Annotated in this window: 21 protein-coding genes; all 21 read right to left on the bottom strand. The window is 34.0% G+C overall.

Going from position 1 to position 18,497, the window contains the following annotated elements; translation table 11 throughout:
* Positions 1-233: 233 nt before the first annotated feature.
* Positions 234-1,316, bottom strand: a complete 1,083-nt coding sequence (locus tag GVN22_RS19780; RefSeq protein WP_166552742.1) for a serine hydrolase — start codon at positions 1,314-1,316, stop codon at positions 234-236.
* A 203-nt stretch (positions 1,317-1,519) separates the two neighbouring features.
* The gene (locus GVN22_RS19775) at positions 1,520-2,308 is read right to left on the bottom strand and encodes a PhzF family phenazine biosynthesis protein (protein ID WP_166552741.1); all 789 of its coding nucleotides are present in this window, start codon (positions 2,306-2,308) and stop codon (positions 1,520-1,522) included.
* A gap of 59 nt (positions 2,309-2,367) precedes the next feature.
* Positions 2,368-2,808: a hypothetical protein gene (locus GVN22_RS19770; RefSeq protein ID WP_166552740.1), complete on the bottom strand. Its 441-nt coding sequence runs from the start codon at positions 2,806-2,808 to the stop codon at positions 2,368-2,370.
* Positions 2,809-2,961: 153 nt separating this feature from the next.
* Positions 2,962-3,558 carry a DUF1287 domain-containing protein gene (locus GVN22_RS19765; protein WP_166552739.1) on the bottom strand — a complete coding sequence of 199 codons (597 nt, stop codon included), beginning with the start codon at positions 3,556-3,558 and terminating at the stop codon, positions 2,962-2,964.
* Positions 3,559-3,853: 295 nt separating this feature from the next.
* Entirely contained in the window at positions 3,854-4,513 is a 660-nt protein-coding gene (locus GVN22_RS19760; protein WP_166552738.1) for a hypothetical protein, read from the bottom strand.
* A gap of 15 nt (positions 4,514-4,528) precedes the next feature.
* Positions 4,529-4,855, bottom strand: a complete 327-nt coding sequence (locus GVN22_RS28450; protein ID WP_370520455.1) for a M23 family metallopeptidase — start codon at positions 4,853-4,855, stop codon at positions 4,529-4,531.
* 452 nt (positions 4,856-5,307) lie between these two features.
* Positions 5,308-5,970 carry a hypothetical protein gene (locus GVN22_RS19750; RefSeq protein ID WP_166552737.1) on the bottom strand — a complete coding sequence of 221 codons (663 nt, stop codon included), beginning with the start codon at positions 5,968-5,970 and terminating at the stop codon, positions 5,308-5,310.
* 107 nt (positions 5,971-6,077) lie between these two features.
* On the bottom strand, positions 6,078-6,620 hold the full coding sequence (locus tag GVN22_RS19745; protein WP_166552736.1) for a YcxB family protein: 543 nt from the start codon (positions 6,618-6,620) through the stop codon (positions 6,078-6,080).
* A 265-nt stretch (positions 6,621-6,885) separates the two neighbouring features.
* The gene (locus tag GVN22_RS19740) at positions 6,886-8,091 is read right to left on the bottom strand and encodes a WG repeat-containing protein (protein WP_166552735.1); all 1,206 of its coding nucleotides are present in this window, start codon (positions 8,089-8,091) and stop codon (positions 6,886-6,888) included.
* Positions 8,092-8,271: 180 nt separating this feature from the next.
* Positions 8,272-8,991, bottom strand: coding sequence for a DUF1444 family protein (locus GVN22_RS19735; RefSeq protein WP_166552734.1), 720 nt, complete (start codon positions 8,989-8,991; stop codon positions 8,272-8,274).
* Positions 8,992-9,078: 87 nt separating this feature from the next.
* Complete coding sequence (locus GVN22_RS19730) at positions 9,079-10,119, bottom strand: hypothetical protein (protein ID WP_166552733.1); 1,041 nt, start codon at positions 10,117-10,119, stop codon at positions 9,079-9,081.
* A 61-nt stretch (positions 10,120-10,180) separates the two neighbouring features.
* Complete coding sequence (locus GVN22_RS19725) at positions 10,181-10,696, bottom strand: hypothetical protein (protein ID WP_166552732.1); 516 nt, start codon at positions 10,694-10,696, stop codon at positions 10,181-10,183.
* Between the two features lie 138 nt (positions 10,697-10,834).
* Entirely contained in the window at positions 10,835-11,392 is a 558-nt protein-coding gene (locus GVN22_RS19720) for a hypothetical protein (RefSeq protein ID WP_166552731.1), read from the bottom strand.
* A 215-nt stretch (positions 11,393-11,607) separates the two neighbouring features.
* Positions 11,608-12,672: a two-component regulator propeller domain-containing protein gene (locus GVN22_RS19715; protein ID WP_166552730.1), complete on the bottom strand. Its 1,065-nt coding sequence runs from the start codon at positions 12,670-12,672 to the stop codon at positions 11,608-11,610.
* Positions 12,673-12,857: 185 nt separating this feature from the next.
* Positions 12,858-13,628: a hypothetical protein gene (locus tag GVN22_RS19710; RefSeq protein ID WP_166552729.1), complete on the bottom strand. Its 771-nt coding sequence runs from the start codon at positions 13,626-13,628 to the stop codon at positions 12,858-12,860.
* Between the two features lie 38 nt (positions 13,629-13,666).
* Positions 13,667-14,734 carry a serine hydrolase gene (locus tag GVN22_RS19705; RefSeq protein ID WP_166552728.1) on the bottom strand — a complete coding sequence of 356 codons (1,068 nt, stop codon included), beginning with the start codon at positions 14,732-14,734 and terminating at the stop codon, positions 13,667-13,669.
* Positions 14,735-14,823: 89 nt separating this feature from the next.
* Complete coding sequence (locus tag GVN22_RS19700) at positions 14,824-15,483, bottom strand: DUF4844 domain-containing protein (RefSeq protein ID WP_166552727.1); 660 nt, start codon at positions 15,481-15,483, stop codon at positions 14,824-14,826.
* 187 nt (positions 15,484-15,670) lie between these two features.
* Positions 15,671-16,273, bottom strand: coding sequence for a hypothetical protein (locus tag GVN22_RS19695; RefSeq protein WP_166552726.1), 603 nt, complete (start codon positions 16,271-16,273; stop codon positions 15,671-15,673).
* Between the two features lie 91 nt (positions 16,274-16,364).
* Complete coding sequence (locus tag GVN22_RS19690; protein WP_166552725.1) at positions 16,365-16,832, bottom strand: hypothetical protein; 468 nt, start codon at positions 16,830-16,832, stop codon at positions 16,365-16,367.
* 57 nt (positions 16,833-16,889) lie between these two features.
* Positions 16,890-17,414 carry a hypothetical protein gene (locus GVN22_RS19685; protein WP_166552724.1) on the bottom strand — a complete coding sequence of 175 codons (525 nt, stop codon included), beginning with the start codon at positions 17,412-17,414 and terminating at the stop codon, positions 16,890-16,892.
* A 47-nt stretch (positions 17,415-17,461) separates the two neighbouring features.
* Complete coding sequence (locus GVN22_RS19680; RefSeq protein ID WP_166552723.1) at positions 17,462-18,301, bottom strand: hypothetical protein; 840 nt, start codon at positions 18,299-18,301, stop codon at positions 17,462-17,464.
* Positions 18,302-18,497 lie beyond the last annotated feature (196 nt).

Raw genomic sequence — 18,497 nt, 5'->3', positions numbered from 1 at the left:
CCAGTGGTATGCTATCTTGAACAGAAATGCTTTCGTAATTATTTAGCGTCAAGGAATCTGAATTTGCCAAGTGAAAGTAGTGACCCTCAAATTCAAGAGAATCGAGAGCATACCCAGTTTTATTAAAAATCATAATTTGAAGCTTATTCTGGTCGCTCTCCAAAACGTACAGTAATAGACTGATCAAAATCGCTAAAAAAGATGAAGAAATAATTCTATGTATATATACCGACTTAATACCCATAACTCTCTTTTAGTTTTCGCATAATAAGTCTTACTGCTTGTTGTGTATTATTGTTGAATGAATTGGTGAAAATGATATAGGCTCGAAGTTTTATACGGTCGATATGCACTAGACTAAAGTAAGTAAAAGCGCCAGTACCAGAATGAACAGATAACTCATTATTGTTTTCATAAATATTAAACCAGCCGAGCGAATAATTTTTGATTCCTTTATGAATCAGGTTGTAAGTTCTAGCTGTCAGATAGTTATTATGCCCTTCAAGTCCGTCAAGGTTCATTTGAATGAATTTTATATAGTCTGTTAACTTTATGTTGAGGTCTCCTGCTGGTTCGGTGAAATCCAGATGAAAATCATTTTTTGATGGAACGGGCGTAAGTACGTCATTTTCGGTGAGGTGCCCCCATGTATCTTTATTGGTTTGATTTTCAGGCCATGACAGTTTTACATTGAGTTTTAAATCCCGATTAAAGATCTGATCAACTAACTGCTCCCAACTTTTACCCGTAACCTTTTCTACCATAAGTGTTGCAAGGGTATAACCTGCATTTGAATAAACAAAAGGATGCTCATCATCTATTTTTACAGGTGAAAATGTAAGGACGAATTGAGCAAACTGTTTTCTTTTTTGAATATTATTTCCCTTAAAGTCAGGAATTTGTGGGTCATCTTCCCCTTGAAATGGTAAAATTCCAGCTCTGTGTGACAGTAAATCCTGAAGAGTCATTTTGGCATATTCTGGTTTGCTCTTAGATTTCCAGCTCGGGAACAGGTCAAAAAATTTGGTGTTCCAATTGAGTTTTCCTTTTTCTACATATTTGGCAATAATGAATGCTGTCATAGCTTTTGTATTTGAGCCAATATGGAAACGGTCGTTCAAGCTGGCCGTATCGGTAAGTTGAATCGAGTGTTTTCCTAATGCTGCTATCTCCAAAACAGTTTTAGCATCCACGATTGCATAACTCAACTCAGGTATGTGGTAGTGTTTTCTAATGGAGTCTGCGTAAGCAACGTTGATTTGTCCTTTACAAATACAGGCAGTGAGTAAGCAAACAAGGAGAAGGATATTTTTCATGGTGATTAATTAGGTTTTGCTAAAGGTCAAATTGACACCTATTTTGAAATGGCAAAAAAGATATGCTAAAAAAATATGAATGCAAGATTTGAATGGTTTTGCCTTTATAAAACATTGTGATGTTTGTATAAAGATGGAAAATCCTATATTTCTGTTGTAAAAAAAATAAAACTAGATTTCAATACAAACGATGAAATCGAGAATTAGTCTGTCCAGAGTGTTCCAACAGAGTAAGTTCTAGCCTTTCCACTGATAATTACTCTATCTCCAAGGTTTTCACAATACAACTTGCCTTTCCTCTCTGAAATTTGTGAGGCTTCAAGTACATTTTTACCTAATCTTTCTGCCCAAAAAGGAATCAATGAACAGTGAGCTGAGCCTGTGACAGGATCTTCGAGTATAGAAGCTTGAGGAGTAAAAAATCTGGAGACAAAATCGTCTTTTAACCCTCTGGCAGTGACAATTACCCCACCTGGGTCGAGGTTTATTTGGTCAAATATTTGCCTATTAATCTGTATATCCTTAATGTCCTGTTCACTTTCATAAACTAACATATAGTCTCTTGACTTGAAAATCTCCTTAGGTTGAATACTCAAAGATTGGGAGATAATCTCAGGTAATGCTGCCTTTGTTGGCATTCTTGAAGGAAAATCCATTCGATATACATCACCGTCGACTATCACTTTCAACTCACCACTGAGTGTTTCAAATCGAATAATATCAGAAGAATAGCCAAGTATTGTTTTTAGACAATGGGCCGTTGCCAAGGTCGCATGACCGCATAAGTCCATTTCGATTTCGGGGGTAAACCATCTTAAATGAATATAGTCTTTGTGTTGGACAAAAAAAGCAGTTTCGGCGACAGCATTTTCTTGGGTTATTTTCATTAATAAATTGTCAGGTAACCAATTGTCGAGAGGTACTACACACGCAGGGTTGCCTCCAAAGACACTGTCTGTAAAGGCATCTATTTGATATAAATCTAGCTTCATGTTGATGATCAATATTATTCAATACTTTATTTTAGTAAGCACAATTCTTTTTATTCCATTTATAAAGTCCATGTAAGTGAGATAGACTTGCCAATTTCAAGATTTCTCCAGTGATTTTGAATAGTTGCTATTTCTTCGAGGCAATTGTTTAAGACGAGGTCGGATATTTCAAAATTCAGATGATGGATGAATTGAGAAAATTGCTGTTTAGGCAAATGCCCAGCATATACAGATTGTATAGGTCCAACGATCTGTTCAATAAATCGAAGTTCAGGAGTCAAAGGGTTTTCTTTTCCGAAAAGCTCTTGAAGCGAATGCCCGATTGAAAGCATTCCCCAGAAGCCTTTCTTGAACTGAAGTTGCTTTTCGACCACATAGTGACAAATATCATGTAAAAAATAAGTCTTTGTCTCAAGCGTAAAATGCTCATGAGTTGTATCATCTCTGGTAATGCTGTATTCACAAGCATACTGAGTCTTTTTACAAATTTCTATTAACATAAATATATTTTCCTACCTTGAAAGGAATTTAAGGATCATCTTCTGAAGTTTTCAATTAGGTAAAATTTGAAAGAGGTAAACGGGTAAAATAATTTGCTTTAATCAACTCGGCAAAAGTTTAGTGTTTAAGATATATACGCTTATCGAAACTTATCAGTGGGTTTTATTACTATATTGGTAATGTCCTATGATTTTGAAACTAAAGAGACAATCCTCCAATACTTGCCCACTACCAATGTTATGAACAATCAAATATCGCTGCTGGCCAATGGTTTTCTTTGATGAAACAAGTCCAATATGGGTAAGTCTGTCTGAAAGTTGCCAGCACACAATATCTCCTGGTGTGTAATCTTGAGCGTTTTTCGTGATAGGTTTAACGATACCAAATCTAGAAAAATAGGTCATCAAATTAGGAACCCTTCTGTGGTCTATATTTTTGTCAGGGCTTTTAAGACCCCATTTTTGGGGATATTTTTTGAAATGAGATTTCATATCTTCATGAACCTCTTTTTGCAAATCAACTCCCATTTTTCTATAAGCTCGGATGATTACATCCGTACAGACGCCTCTCTGCGGTGAGACATCACCATTGGGGTACGGTATAACGGTATAAGTTGGATCGTAAATAACCTTTTGATGTGTGAGAGACAATGCCGCTTCAGCTAATTTTTGATAAAATGTAGGCTGAATAAAACCAGTAAAAATCAAAATGCCAAGGAAAATAACGGTAATTGAATAATTTCTTTTCATAGCAAGAGTTAGTAAAATGACCTTGTTTAGCAAATTTTATCTCAAGAGGAAAACCTAATGATTTGATGTCTCCGTACGACAATTTATTTTATCCTAGGCAATAATGCAAAATAAGATTGTATTGTTGTGCTTTAGACTGTAAGCAAAAATGTTTCCATTTTTCATGAGAAAATCGTCTAGGGTTTTAGCTTACAGTGTACAGCCTAATACCTACTTCTAACAAAGTTGATTTAATCTTATTGCCCGCAATGATGTTTTACCTAACAGTTTTTCAAGCCTCAGATCCATTCTAAATTTAGAAAATGGCATTGATAAGTTTTTTAATAAAGCCACCTATGCTTTTGATAATGAACTCAACAATACTCTCGCTGGGATTATTTTGAGAAATATTTACCGAGGCAGTATGTTTCTTCGAAGGTGTCTGGTTTGCTCCTTGAGTAGCTTCTGGACTTATTATAAGCATTAATTCGGCCGCATCTGGCTCCTTCATATTTTGATTATTCTTATACATGAACAAATTGGTCATAGTTCCATCTGAACTTGTAATACTCTTGGTAGAACCATTATTTAAAATGGTTATCTGTGTGCCGTTACCACCAGTGATAATACTTCTGTCGCCATTTTCCATTATTGTAGAAATGGAACCGTCTGTGTTAACCATGGTTGCTAGAGAACCTTGTTTGACAAGCGTTGTAACACTTCCGTTTGAATGGGTGATTATTTTATGGGTTGGTGTACTATCAAATACAGTGCTTATTTTCCCATTCGGGTGGATAATAGTTTTAGATTGTCCATTTTGGTGAATAATGGTTTGCACACCATCTGGGTGCACAAGGGTGATAGAGCCTTGTACGAAATGATTAGTGTCATTTTCGGAAGGGAAACCCGCCGCGAAATAGGACACAAAAGGTATTGAGGAAGTCAATAGGAGGAGAGACAAAATAGTATTTTTCATGTGTTGAATAAGTGTCTAATTCTTTGATTTTCTGGAAAAATATTCGTTCAAATATACAGTTGGATCTAAAAAAGTCATTTTTCTCCATCCCTGCCGACTTTTATCAATTCTCCAGAAATATGGAATAATAGTTTCAATAGAGTAGTGTAAATGTGGGCTTTTCCCAGATGCATTTCCAGAATCTCCAACTGTCCCTATCATGGTTTGATGGTTTACAAAATTTAAAATATGAACAGTAGTTTTTTCTAAATGTGAATAATAGTGAAGTCTCCATTTGGGTCCGAGTATAAAAATGATTTTTCCCACCAATTGGAATTTCGCCCTGAAATAACACGATACCATTAGTCGCAGAAAAAACCTTTGTGCCTTTTTTAGCAAAAATATCAACTCCCTTATGAGTAACAGATTTTCCCCATGGGTAATACCAAAATGATTGTTGGTTATAGCTACTTTTGGCAGCTCCTTCAACAGGCATCCTCAGGTTCTGTGGAATACAAAACCCTATGACAATAATAGTTGCGATATATAGAAATAATTTAGAGAGTTTTATTTTTTTCATTGCAAAAAGTGGAAAGGAAGATCTAAATTTATCTTCTTTGTTTATGTATTAAAGTCTGATTTTGTGTTTTGTATTCATCATTTGATTTTTCATTATGAGATTTAAAGAGTAAATTTTTTTAATTCTAGTTTATCATCTGGAAGAATAAATTTGTCCTTGTAATGTACTTGTTGTGAGATTGTTAGATTTTGTGGCATATAAGGAGATTCTTGCCTCCAGAGCGATGTGCCTATTGTTATTTAGGCATATTATTCTCTTCTAAAAGCCTTTGCAATTGATTTGGGTAAAGTTTTATAGTAATTTGGTTTGATTCTATTGACTGATTATTGTAAGTCATCATAAATTTATACTTCAAAGAGATTGTACCATTTTCCTGATTGACAGGTGAAATATTATAGCAACTAACAGCATTGGGTAGAAAATGAATTTTTGGAAGTGGTTTACGACAGAGCCATCCTGCTTTTCTCCTTAGAGCTATCCATTTATTTTCTACATAAATATACTCGATTAAGCCTTGTGGAGCTGTACCGATGCTAGGGACTGCGACCTGCTTAGCCGAAAAATTAAAGATATACAGCTTTAAGCCATCCGAAGATTTTTCTAGCAGATTTTTCTGATTGTCTGAGATTAGCAGATGTAGCACTGTTTTTTTTAGTCGAGGAAGAGTATCTATATTCTTATCATTCACTTGGTTTGCCACCCTTTGCTTAAGATTGAGTGGAGAAATATACCCTGTCTCTTTTACAAAAAACTGCCAAGTTTGTTGATCGTGTCTTGAAACATTCGTTTCCCTAAACAATAGATTTCCTAAACTATCCTCTTTGCTGATCCAGTTGGTTTGAGATTGTGCTTGTTTGCAAACACAGAGAAGAGTGATTGAAAAAAGTAAATATTTCATTTGCTGTGGTGTAAAAAGAGGTTGTTTTAAAGGATTGCTTAGAGATATACTATCAAATCAAATTAAGCTTTAGGAAGTGCGTCTGAAAAATAATCATTGAATGTGGTTTACCACTTCCAATTAAGATCTGTGGTATAACCAATTTCAAATCTTTGTGCGATTTGCTTTAATTCTGACTGCAAATCTTGGATGTTTTCAACTGGATTTTTTGGAATGATAAATGTATCTCCAATTTTTAATTTCAAGTAAAAATATTCGCCGACCTCAACAATTTCTCCGATTTGTTGAAGTTTTATTTTTGTTTCACAATCTTCAGAAAAAGACCTTAAATAATCTTCAGTAAGTACTATTGTAAATTCAATGTCGAACTTATTACTTACATAATCTCTTAGCTGGGTTCTCAATCTTTCTTTATATGATTGCTTATAATAAGTAGGAAAAGCGATAAGTGTTATCAATCCAATTATTATCATGGTATATCCAAAGAAGTCCTTTTTAAAGTAAAAAGAAAAACTAACTGTAATAATGTACAAAACGGTAATTGTTATCATACTTATTTGTCTGAACTTTTGAAAAGTTCCTTTGCTCTTTATAATGAATATCTGACTATTGAGAAAGTCATCTTCAGATAAGCTATATGTTAAAGTCATAGTAAGTAATAATGTTTATCGGTTAATTTATTTTTGACTATGAAGCTGTTTAAACTTTTCAAAAACAGTTATATTGATTTATTCTTCGCCTTACTTTTTAACTAGGCGTTCCCGCCTTGATACAAAAAGTAACCGCAGCGGCGGCCGCAAAAAAATCAAGAATTTATAATCGGAGTGGCGTCCCACCTCGCTTCGCTCAAACAGTATAAATTCATTGCTGACGCAAGTAATTTTACGAAAGTTTAAACAGCTTCTATCTCATTATTCAGTTTTTTACATAAACCTCAAACAGTTTATATCCATCTTTGGTCTTAAGAAATTCAAATCTTTCCTGATAATCAAGTTCAAAATTGATATCAAATTCTGATGGTTTCCAATTTGGATCTAGCTTGGAAATACTCGTTAGATCAAGTGCTTCTTTTCTTTTTACATAGTAGTTTATGGCAATTAAGAAAGCAGGAAACTTCTCTTTTTGGTGGCGCCCACAAGCGTCTAGATATTTTTTATAAACAGGTTTTTCTATGTCGACGAACATTAAATCTCCATTCATAATATTGATTTCTTTTAGGAGATTGGCTTGAAATCGTTCGGGTGTAACTATTTTGCGAATAAAAGTATTGAAATTTTTTTGATGGGAATTACTCGTACCTAATTTCTCTGATTTAATTTGTAAACCTGAAAAAAACAGCCTTCTCAAATTCTCCTGATTGTATGATTTTAGAGCGAATAAAAATTTCGTCTCGAACCAATGTTTGAACTCTTTTTGATAGTCTATAAATGAATAGGTATTCCCATTTTTTCCCTTAATGGTAAACCAAATATTGGTGTCTAAGTCGGCTTGATTTGTTTTTAATGAATACCAATTAATATTATCTGGAAGGTTATGAAGACTATCCGCTAAAATCTCATTTTTATCGTTAATTAAAACTTGGATTCCTCCTTTCCAACCTAGATGTTCACAGTTTAGTGTATCCTCCTTTTCATCCCAGCATGCACGTTTTGCATTTATAAGTGCTCTGGACACACCATTATAAAACGGAGTGGCATAATTATAAATGGCAGGAATGACGGCTTTCCCATTTTTATCTAAAAAACCAATTCTGTCATTTTTCCTGTTTTGGAATCGGATTTTCCCTTCACTTTCACAATCAACAGTATAGTCTAAAATATATAAGCTGTCTAAACCAACTTTTTTCCCATTTTTTAAGAGATAATAGGTCTTGTAATTATGCAGATTTTCTTCTTTTACAGAGATGATATTGTAAAATGAGTCAGCTTGGGTAAAAAATTTTTCGAACTTGGCAGGAATTTTAATTTTACCTTTTAAATCTTTGTAGCCGTATAAATTCTTGGCTTTATCATGGTAGCGTATCCAGACGTCGTTTTTTTGTCCTAATGCTAATCCATGATATAGCATAACGATATTGAAGACTAGGATAAATTTTACCACTTTGAAATCAAGGCTTAGCATAATTATGTTGGATTAGAAGAATCGATATTTATTGGCATGGAAAGATAGAACTATTTACGAATATTTGAAATAGTTGACCCAAAAGCATATTTTCTTCCTATAAGCAAAATTATCTGATAAAATATGCCAATTAATCTATCGGTTATTAATAAGAATAAAGCTTATTTTTAGCTGAAATCACTACCAAAGTTCAGCCATTTGTTCATCCGTATCAAGAAATAAAATCCACTTTCCGTTCTTACGGATATAGGTATTGGTTGATAATTCTACCTGATCTAATATAGAGGCTTCGTAGAATTTTTTTGAAATTGGACGCATCGTTCTGAAACTCTCCATCACTTTCATATCGGAGAAGAAAATAATATTTTTCGCTGGGATTGTTACCGCAATGGTATCAATATCAATAATTTCTTTGATACTCGACTCCCAAAATTCATCCAAAAGCATAATGGAAGGATTCAGATTACTATCAAATTCCAAACGATAAAAAGGCTTGATGGCAGGATTGCTCGAGGAATAATCCATAATCGAAATTTTACAATCTTCATTTACTCGGTTGATGAGATTTCGTCTGCCTGCGTCACGTATATCATCAAAGGTTAGTCCAAAGCTCAAGAGATGCCTTGTGGTTATAAACTCAAAATTTTCCCCCATATCTATTACGTAGCAAACCACAATTTCTTCTGCGACGGGGTCTTTAAGAATTTCTCCTGCAGAAATCGAATTGATATTAATCTTTGGGTCATCAGCTCTTTTAATGACAGGGAAAATACTTTGTCCTAGGTTTATAGTGCCTTCTCTAGCCTTTTGTAGTTCAGAAATAGGTATATCGAAGGCGGATGGTTCTTGATTGCTTTCGGTGTTTTGGTTTTTTTTGAAAAATTGATCGAAAATTCCCATGGTTTGGTGTGAAAAGGTTTTATATTATTTATTTGAATACTTTAATAAAATACGAAATAATCAGGTGTTAAATTGGACTGGGTGGCACTACTGCTGTTCTCTCAGAATATCTTCTAATGAAATTTTACCATCTTTAAAAAGTCTTGATTTGTACTCGATACCTAGTTTGTCTAATAAGCGAGCCATATTGAAACCAGTGGCGTAAAAGTAGGTAGTTTTGTCAGTCAAGTACAACCACTTATCCTTTTGAAGATTATAGTTCTTGAATTTTGCAAATGATTTAAAAGAGCTATCAGATTTTAGCAAACTTTCATCGGGTTTTCTAGTAGCAAAATCCTTGTATAACGAAAATTCAACATATCTGGCAGTGCCTTCCATGGTTTCATAACACTTTTCAAATTTGTCAAGGCTAAATTTATGTTTCTGTTGAAATTGCCCTCTTCTTTGTTTTCGTTTATTCCAAAAAGCCTGAATTAGCTTCTTTGTTTGGATACTATCTTTTTCGGCAATTGCATCGAGTAGTAACTGGTTTTCGGCATCGATTGATTGTTTAAACCAAGGGAGTTTTTTGTAGAAAGTCGTCAAGCTATCTGGTTGGATCTGTACGATTTCGTTCTCATAATAATCCATATAAGGTTTGTGCTTATACTGAAAACCGTGAAAATATTCGTGAATAATCATAGTTGTCCATTCATCCGTAGAGCCGACATCTGGAATAGTTTTGACGGTTTCTTCAAAACTACTACACATCATGAAAGGTGAATGGTAATTAAAATCAGGGGTAGGGTCGCCCAAAGTCATGCCTGTCTCCATGTGAAAAGGAGAGTCATCCACTCTTTTTTGAGTTTTGTAAATTTTGATAGTGCCATCCTCTAATACGAGTTCAGATTTGAAAGTTTTGAGGAATTTTTCGGTAGGATTTGCCACATAAGAACTCGAATCAGTGAAGTATATTAATGGCACATCGTATTGAGGATCGTCGAATGTCATCCATGTATTTGCTTCTACGGATTGTTTTAAGTGATACACAAATAGGATTCTGTCAAATATCTTTTGTTCGGGACGCTGTTTGTCTTTCTGGCAACCCAATAGACAAAAAAGGAGTAAAAGGAGTGGTGCTTTATTCATAAATGATTTGATGGAAGATTTTGGCGTAAGAGGTTGATTTTATCTGAATGTTCAAATGTATTTAACGAAATGACGAAATTACGTTAATCATAATTTCAGTTCTTATATCGCATTCCAATAAATTTTCTTGTAATTCCTTTAGTCGATTGAGTGAACCACATTGTAAATCTTGAACTTTATCAGTAATTATTCTAGAGATTTGTGTTAAATCAAGGTTTAAGCTTCTTTTCAAGAAAAGGAGTTGTTTTTGACTAAGTGAATCTATTTCCTTTAATGTTAATTTCCAAATATGGTTTTCTTCTTCGTATTTTACAAGGAGAGTGTCCAAATCGAACGCAGTTGAGTAAGTACTTATTTTGCCAGAATACTTGTTTACAAAAACTAATGAATTACCAGCTATCTGAAAATTTACATTATTGGTTTCAAATACACGCTTGGAGGTGTAGGTAAAAACCCAAGCAAAAGGTTTTTCAATGGTTTGAGTTTCAATAACCACTAAAGTGTCATCAATAAGGCTTAGCTCTAAGTTAGAGACATAGTTTTCAACGATTATTTTCGCTTGCTCGTACGATATCATAGCAGCTTGACTTTAAAATCTATAAATTTCTATATCTAGTTCAAGACTTAGTCTTGGACTGATTTTTTCAGCAGTTTTAAAACTGAAAAATACACACCCGTAATTATAACTTTATAGTTTCCCCAGTATTATAAATTGTTAAGCTATATCGTTTTGTGATAGCGCATTTATCCTTGGCTGAATGACCCAAATTCCAATAAAGAAAAACCATATCAGAAAAAAATCTCCCAAACAATCACCAAAACTTACCTTTTCTTGACTTTCTACAGTTTTTATAACTTTTGCAACAAAATATATGCAGTAGAATACACAAAACATTGAAAATAAGTGAAGAGGAAATATCATGAACAGAATCATGGAATTGGGCTCAACCGACTGACTCATGTTAAAAATAAAAAAGCATATAAATCCAATATAAACGACTGGGAAAACCAAAAAGGTTTTGAAGAGCATTAGGTTCATTTTTACAGAGGAAGGTAATTTTTGGTGCAAATTAGAGCCAACAGCATAAAACCAACCAAAATACGTACCCATGAATACAAGTGTCAAAAGCGGGAAGAGATAAGAAATATAAAAAAAGTTAGCTGGGGTTTTACTTGCAAAAATTGATACTAGTGCAATGATTTGAAAAATGATTGGTAACCCGAAGGAGATTCCGAATAGTTGCCAATGTTTAAGTGTAAGAAATATTTTCATTTGAGTTATGGTTAAGAGTCAATTTTTATTTGCTAGAAGTATTAATTTCTGCACTAATTTAGAATAAGTAGCTTATGAAGTTATAATTGAATCGGCAAAATAATTATTTCAATACCAATCGGATAGAATCCTAAGAAATGGTCGGTGCTGGATAGGAATCCAGCACCAGCGGGTGAACTGGTCGGAGCTGGCTAGGAATCCAGCAAAGGCAATACCTAATTTTGCCAAGGTCCATTACGCTTTACCTGATAAAATCTTGTTTTATCAAAATTATATAATCCTTGACCAGTACCCCACCATACATGACCTGATTGATCTTGGAACATACTTTGTACACAACAAGTAAATCCATCCGCAGAAGTGAATACACTAAATGCCTTAGGGTTTGGTAATGGAATGGATGGATTGAATCTAGTGGTGCTACCTCTGGCAGTAATCCAGATTATCCCAGATTTCTCTATTAATATACCCCAAAACTCAGTTCCTCCTAAGCCATCTTTAGCGGTATATTCTGTAAATGTTTTACCGTCATATTTACAGATGCCATTTTTGAACACAAACCACATATTGCCTGCTGGATCTTGCGCAATTCCTCCTGCGTAGTTTTCTCCTAATTGGGCTTTTTCATTAAAATTTGTGATTGCTTTTCCATCATATTTAAAAACTCCTTGATTGGAGGAAGCGAACCAAATATTTCCAGTTTTATCTTCAAATATATCAGCTGTGTTGATTTCTGGTAGTAATGAAAATAAGCTAAAACTTGGCTTCCCTTGCTGGTCTGCCTCGGCATTATATTGATACACGCCTCGATGAGTGCCTACCCAAATTTTACCAGATTTGTCTACAAGGATACTTCTACGACTGATATCTAAATGCTCGAGTCCGTCTTTTTGATTAAAGTTTCGAAAGGTTTTACCATCGTATCGATAGACTCCTTGGTCTGTTCCAATCCATATATTTCCTTGATGGTCTTCATTTATGGCAAAAACGCTATTTGAAATAAATCCCTCTGTGTTTGAAAAATATTGCAAGTTTTTTTTGTCATAGCGTACCACGCCATCACCAATGGTGCCAAACCACAAATTCCCTTTTGAATCTTGAAAGATACTCCTGATGTATTGACTTACTAAAGTGGTATCAAAATCTGGCGCTAACCCAGTTGTTTTAAAAGATTTTACCACTGTAGGAGCTGAGTTATTTTCTTGTGTTTTCCATTGTCCAAAACAAGAAGATAACAGTGTAAAAAGGCTAAAAGTGATAGTTGTTTTGAAAGAGATCATCTGGATTTTGAAGGTTAGAGGTTCATGTTGGACAACTTTCTACAATTTAACAAAGTAATTTTTTCTTTTCAAAGAAAGCTCAATATTGTTGGAAACGATACAAGCTATAAAAACAAAATTGGGTCAAAGAGAAATCCACTATCTCATTGACCCAAAGAATACAAAGTATCTAAAAAGGGATAAAGTTATAAGAAGCTTTTTAGAAAAGGCTTGCCTTGTAAAGCTTGAATAAGAGTACTTAAAGCAAGAAGACCATATACAAGAGCGAGTCCAATGGTAAGTTTGGTATCTTTTAAGAAATAAAAGGAAACGATTGGCAGTACTTGTAAAGCATGCATTCCGATAAAGTGTGCAACTCGCAAATCCCCAACTGTTTTACTCCATGCAATAATCCATAAATTTGAGTTATCGTTAAGCGCTCCTACACTATGATTGAGTCGTGAGCCCATGGCGAAACCTTCAAAAGAGAAAATTACAAAGAGAATAATCCCCAATCGGATTGCCCATAGGTAATAGGTTGGTATTAATAGGAAGTCATCATTGAAAAATAAGAATCCAACATAAGCAGTGTAAAGCGTGACTACAGTTGCCGCAATTGCCATTAAACCATACAATATTGTATAAACTGGAGTCGATAAATTATAGTGTGAAAGTTGTCCCTTACTTGCTTGAAAGGCAATATAAATGAGTTCAAAACTCCATAATACTACTACTGTCCAGTTGAATAAGATTAAATTAAAATTGGGTAAATAATGACAATACCATGCCATAGTCCATGAATATACACCCAGTGATACGGCAAATTTAAAAGGTTTGTACCATGCGCTGACACCATAGATTTTCAGAGGAGAAATTTTTGAGAGCACCAAAAATACAATCCCAGCCCCAAGGCATATTTGACCAAAATAGAATAAGGTTTCGTTTCGATTTTTTAATTCTTGGATAAATTCCATCATCTTTAAAGACTTATTAAGTTCTTTTTATCTTCATCATGCTATTTAATGGTAGGTTTTTCACCTTTGCTTACCAAATACAACTGCTCAGACATTCCGTACAGATTTGTCCCGTTGGTATTATTCAAAACTAAAATACATCTTTGGTCTTCCAGCGAATGTATCCAGTTTGAGCTTGCACCTAAAATTCCGCCAGTACGATAAATAAAAGGTTTGCTAAATGTTCCATATCCATCGGCATACCATACACCAAAGGCAACATTGCCTAGTTTGGGATTGGGTTTGAGTAAGAGTTTAGTCGTTACGGGTTTGAGTAACTTCTCTTGAAAAATCCCTTGATCAAATTTGAATAAGTCTTCAGCTGTTGAATACATCGCACCTGCGCCGAAGTAATTTTCGGCAAAGTAAGGTTTATCTTTTGTAATAACCTTGGTGCTGTCATCAACAGAATAGGAAGTCACAAGTCCCTTTGGATAATCTTGAGTATGAATCATTCCCGAATGAGTCATTTTTAACGGTGTCAGAATTTGCTCTTGGAGAACCCTTTCGTAAGGCTTTTTTGTAATGTTCTCAATTATTTTGGTTAGAATAATGTATTCAACATTGCTGTAGATGCTTTTGTCTCCTGGTTTATCGACAACATTTTCACTACAATACAGATTGATAAAATCATCAAGTTTCAACTGTTTCTCGTAGGGTTTCATGTCTAACTTAGCCCCCTTGTCGGGAATACCTGAGCTGTAGGTTAACAAGTTTTCGATGGTTGCTACATTTTTCGCATTGCCTTTATAGGAAGGAAAATATTTACCGAATGGAACATTCAACTCTAATTTGCCTTTTTCATAGAGTTGTAAAATCAGTACAGCCGTAAATGCTTTGGTAATGGAAGCTATTCTAAAAGTTGAGTTATTGGTAATCTTCGCTTTAGTATCTCGATTGGCAAGCCCAGTTCCACCCAGAAATTCTATTTTCCCTTCCTTTGCTACAATTACTGTCCCATTAAAATTTTGATGAGTTTGATAATAGTTTAACACTTCAGTATATGGGCTATTTTGACTGAAAGCCAATGGGGCAATAAGGATGAAGAGGCAAATAGAAAAATACTTCATGAGGAGGAATGGATTTATGAGGATTTAATAGTTAAGGTTCTTATTTTATTTTCAAAATAACGGGAATCTATATAAGCTGTATCAATGAATTATTTGGAACTTTTCTTGAGTTGTTCAAGATGTTGAATAGCTTGATGCTGGTTGTAGTCCTTTCCATCTAGCTGCTCTTTTACTAGATAAGTACCGTAATTTTGTAGCTTAATATTTTTGCCAGTCGGAATTAAATTTAGCTCTAAACAAGTGACACATTCCGCAACCAACCAGTCTGTTTGTGCGTTATGGTCATTTATGTCTTTGATAATGAACTCAATCATACTACTACATTTAGTACATACTTGTTCAATTATTTCCACTTTTTTTTGAGACTCAAACATTTCTTGTAAGTATGAAATGGTGTCAAGGGTGGATCCATAGAGCCAGTTGTTCAAATCTTCACTAATTTCTACTTCTACCAACGAGGCTAATTCATATAATAAATCACAGACGAATTCATTTTCTTCTGTATCAAAATCATCCTTTTCCAACGTGGCTAACTGTGAATTAAAGGTCTTTTGGAGTGTTTTAGATGCGCTATTTTTTTCAATATTTTTTATGAGTTTTTGAGCAGTAATGTTAAAAAAAGCATTCAATTCTTGACTCATTTCATCACTAGATGGAAGAAGCCCTCGTTGATTCCATGCTTCTTCGGAGAATTTATCTCTTTTTATAAATTCTTCTAGTTTCTCGATTTTTTGTTCTTTTGATAGCATAGGTAGGTTGGGTTTTATTTGGAATTATATCTATAATTTGAAGACAGTTCAAGGACGAATAATTAAAAAGTACTGCATAGGAATCCAGCACCAGCGACTGAAATAGTAGGAAGAAAAATGAAAGTAGCCAAATTGTCACTTGTTGAGAATTTAAAAATTGATCTGTAATTTTAATAGCAGGTAAAAACTAACCAAACAAAAGGGCGTATCCAAGTCCGATGGTTATAAATAAGAAAAGAATTGTCATGAATACATCAGATGAGTTGTCTAATAGATATAAGAATCTATGCTGTTGTTGAACTTTGATTTTACCTTCACTCTGTCTCAACCTACGAAAGGTTTTGTTTAATTCTTGAAAATCCATTTCACCAATACTGTAAAGCTTAACTACTTTGTCATTTTTGAGCAGTATTGTAGTTGTTATATGATAAAAACTACAGCCTGATTTCGAAAATATGCCCTCGTTGACAATAACCTTTTCTTTCGTTTGAAGTAGACTCCTTACTTCTTCAAATTTGAATTCCTCCCTCATTGGTAGATTCAAATGATAAACACAAAGTGTTTTTCCGCTAAGCTTAATCCCTCGCATGGTAAGGAAATAATACAGTGCGGTTAACGATAGCGTTTCAAAAAATATAATAAATGATATAGATAAAACGCTGAATTGCGTGTTTACACTTTTGATTATTAAAATACTTAAAAGCTGAAAACAGGCAAAACCACAAAGTGTTATACTCAAAAGAATAAGCCTCGGTCGAGTTTTGTAGATGATTATTTCCCTTTCTGTCATTGATTCTGAATATACACTAGTAAGATTGCTATTAGAATGACTAGCTTTTGCTTCATGTATTTTACCAGTAATTAATAGATAAAACTCTTTCCTAAAAGGTACTCCTTTTCATTAAAAATAGATTTATTATCAGACCAATAGTTAAGATAAGAAATGATGTAAGCCAAAGCTTATATCCGATACCTAAAGCTATGATTTTGGATGTACTCCCTGACTCGCTAGTCATAATTGTATCAAGTTGAAGGAATAGGATTGCAGCGGAGGTAGAATATAAGGCAGCTTTTAGACTGTGAGCATTATTGTTAATCGTCCAGATAATTGAAAGAAAAAAAACAGGATTGGCTAACCAAATTATAAATGGAATATAAGCTCCACCTAAAAAACTCATCCAGCCAAATAAAAAGAGGAAAAAACTATCATTGAGCCCATCTGAGTCACCAACATGCTCTACGTAAAAGGAGGGTTGTGTTAATGAAATGATAAATATAAATAGACTCAATCCTATCGTAATCTTAAGACTTGTTGGTAGACTTTTGATACTGTTCAAAAATGGTTTCATAAAGTTTCAAAACATTAATGTTAAATTTAAAATACACAATTTCAATGTAATGTTATGCTAGTTCTGCTCTAAAGTCAACCCCTCAAGCAACCTCTCTCTATATTTAATCTCCTCTTGAATTTTTACAATTTGTACAGTCCAGAAGGCTGCCACGATATTGATATTAAAGATAATCAGCTCATCTTTATAGTTCCAATTGAGGGAAATCATTGAGAAATCACTATTCATGATGAGCTTAAATGATTGAGTATAGTCAATGCCAATCGAAATAAGAAATCCTGAAACTAAAGTGAATCCAAAACCAGCGATAGTAAAATTGATAATTTGTGGTATTTGAATGAATAATGAAAGTAAAAGTCCTCTTTTAACATTACCTACTATTAATTGCTGACCAGAAAAAATAGTGAATAGATTAAACCCTATAAGCGTTACAGATAATAAATAGAAATAACTTGCTGGTGACTCGCTTTTGATGATTGAATATATTGATAGGAGTGTGCCTACGCCTCCACCGATTATTTGATAATAGGCTAGTCTTTTTATTTTTGCTTTGGTGTCGTTTGTGATAATCGTATCAGTCATGTTTTGGATAAAAATATTTTAAAATAGAATTATTCTTGTAAAAATATCTAATAGTTTAGAAAAAACATATTTGAAGCATATTTGTCAAGTTTGCCATCTTCTGAATAGTTTCGCTTTATTCTTTCTGGCAAATTGAATTGACTTTTATGGATTGTCCCTCGGTAACTATTGGAGTAATATACTTGCAGATTGCTCCTTAGCTTTAATCGAAGGTCAGTGGCAAAATTTCCTTTGTATCTAATTACCCGAGTAAAGACTAAACCATTCGACATCAATTCGATAGGAGAGCGGTTATAACCACACCGAGGAAAGATCCAATATTCTATAGGTCTCCAAATTCCTTTTTCGTTCTTGGCTTCTTGAATCATCGTCAGTTTTTCATCCTGCTGTTCTAGTAAAATCGTTTTAATTCCTGAATTATAAATGAAAACTGGTATCGCCTGTATTAAATTTCTTTTTCTAGAAATCCATTTATTGTAATCCTTGAGCGTGGCAAGACTATCAATCTCTGAACTATTCTCTCTGAACCTTGGGGCTGGCGGAATGGAATCATAATCTGCAAACATCGCCATATTTTGTGTTGGACACACTGTAACTTGTAGCCCTTCTGGTTCGTCATTCTTTTTGATAAGCGTATTACTGGCTAAATGTTGGTTTAGTGAAATTTTGTACAGGTTTAAATTGATAGTATCGGAAAGAGTTCCAAAAAATAAGATTTGATTTTCAGGAAATATCATGTTTGGGGTTTCAAACTGGGTTTGACCTTCTCGAAAATTATCCAGAATATTGGGTGAGTGAAAGTAAGGATAGTCAGCCGGACTAGAAATATAGGTTTCTTGTACACAAGAACTAATGAGTATAGCCAATAGGTAGGGGAGAGTCTTCATGTAGATGATTTTTATTTGAGGTGTGCTTAAAGTAAATAAGGTTTGTATTAATCTAATAAAATGAAAATAGGAATATCTTAAAAATAACTTAACTATTAGGCATTCGCTGAAAATTAATCAAACATGAGTCATCCCGAATTTTTCGGGAGAACTTTTAAAAACGAAACCTCCTTGTTTATTTTGTGAATCACGACAA

Origin of the sequence: Cellulophaga sp. BC115SP, from assembly GCF_009905545.1 — a bacterium.
Lineage (GTDB): Bacteria > Bacteroidota > Bacteroidia > Cytophagales > Spirosomataceae > Flectobacillus > Flectobacillus rivi.
The sequence above is the reverse complement of the archived record's forward strand: the minus strand, read 5'-3'. Positions and strand labels throughout refer to the sequence as shown.

Excerpts from the sequence above, each read along its gene's own strand:
- GVN22_RS19750 (WP_166552737.1), bottom strand. The coding sequence starts at position 5,970 with ATGAAATATTTACTTTTTTCAATCACTCTTCTCTGTGTTTGCAAACAA.
- GVN22_RS19690 (WP_166552725.1), bottom strand. The coding sequence starts at position 16,832 with ATGAAACCATTTTTGAACAGTATCAAAAGTCTACCAACAAGTCTTAAG.
- GVN22_RS19695 (WP_166552726.1), bottom strand. The coding sequence starts at position 16,273 with ATGACAGAAAGGGAAATAATCATCTACAAAACTCGACCGAGGCTTATT.
- GVN22_RS19710 (WP_166552729.1), bottom strand. The coding sequence starts at position 13,628 with ATGATGGAATTTATCCAAGAATTAAAAAATCGAAACGAAACCTTATTC.
- GVN22_RS19715 (WP_166552730.1), bottom strand. The coding sequence starts at position 12,672 with ATGATCTCTTTCAAAACAACTATCACTTTTAGCCTTTTTACACTGTTA.
- GVN22_RS19685 (WP_166552724.1), bottom strand. The coding sequence starts at position 17,414 with ATGACTGATACGATTATCACAAACGACACCAAAGCAAAAATAAAAAGA.
- GVN22_RS19730 (WP_166552733.1), bottom strand. The coding sequence starts at position 10,119 with ATGAATAAAGCACCACTCCTTTTACTCCTTTTTTGTCTATTGGGTTGC.
- GVN22_RS19735 (WP_166552734.1), bottom strand. The coding sequence starts at position 8,991 with ATGGGAATTTTCGATCAATTTTTCAAAAAAAACCAAAACACCGAAAGC.
- GVN22_RS19775 (WP_166552741.1), bottom strand. The coding sequence starts at position 2,308 with ATGAAGCTAGATTTATATCAAATAGATGCCTTTACAGACAGTGTCTTT.
- GVN22_RS19765 (WP_166552739.1), bottom strand. The coding sequence starts at position 3,558 with ATGAAAAGAAATTATTCAATTACCGTTATTTTCCTTGGCATTTTGATT.
- GVN22_RS19745 (WP_166552736.1), bottom strand. The coding sequence starts at position 6,620 with ATGACTTTAACATATAGCTTATCTGAAGATGACTTTCTCAATAGTCAG.
- GVN22_RS19740 (WP_166552735.1), bottom strand. The coding sequence starts at position 8,091 with ATGCTAAGCCTTGATTTCAAAGTGGTAAAATTTATCCTAGTCTTCAAT.
- GVN22_RS19705 (WP_166552728.1), bottom strand. The coding sequence starts at position 14,734 with ATGAAGTATTTTTCTATTTGCCTCTTCATCCTTATTGCCCCATTGGCT.
- GVN22_RS19720 (WP_166552731.1), bottom strand. The coding sequence starts at position 11,392 with ATGAAAATATTTCTTACACTTAAACATTGGCAACTATTCGGAATCTCC.
- GVN22_RS19760 (WP_166552738.1), bottom strand. The coding sequence starts at position 4,513 with ATGAAAAATACTATTTTGTCTCTCCTCCTATTGACTTCCTCAATACCT.
- GVN22_RS19700 (WP_166552727.1), bottom strand. The coding sequence starts at position 15,483 with ATGCTATCAAAAGAACAAAAAATCGAGAAACTAGAAGAATTTATAAAA.
- GVN22_RS19680 (WP_166552723.1), bottom strand. The coding sequence starts at position 18,301 with ATGAAGACTCTCCCCTACCTATTGGCTATACTCATTAGTTCTTGTGTA.
- GVN22_RS19725 (WP_166552732.1), bottom strand. The coding sequence starts at position 10,696 with ATGATATCGTACGAGCAAGCGAAAATAATCGTTGAAAACTATGTCTCT.
- GVN22_RS19780 (WP_166552742.1), bottom strand. The coding sequence starts at position 1,316 with ATGAAAAATATCCTTCTCCTTGTTTGCTTACTCACTGCCTGTATTTGT.
- GVN22_RS19770 (WP_166552740.1), bottom strand. The coding sequence starts at position 2,808 with ATGTTAATAGAAATTTGTAAAAAGACTCAGTATGCTTGTGAATACAGC.
- GVN22_RS28450 (WP_370520455.1), bottom strand. The coding sequence starts at position 4,855 with ATGGTATCGTGTTATTTCAGGGCGAAATTCCAATTGGTGGGAAAAATC.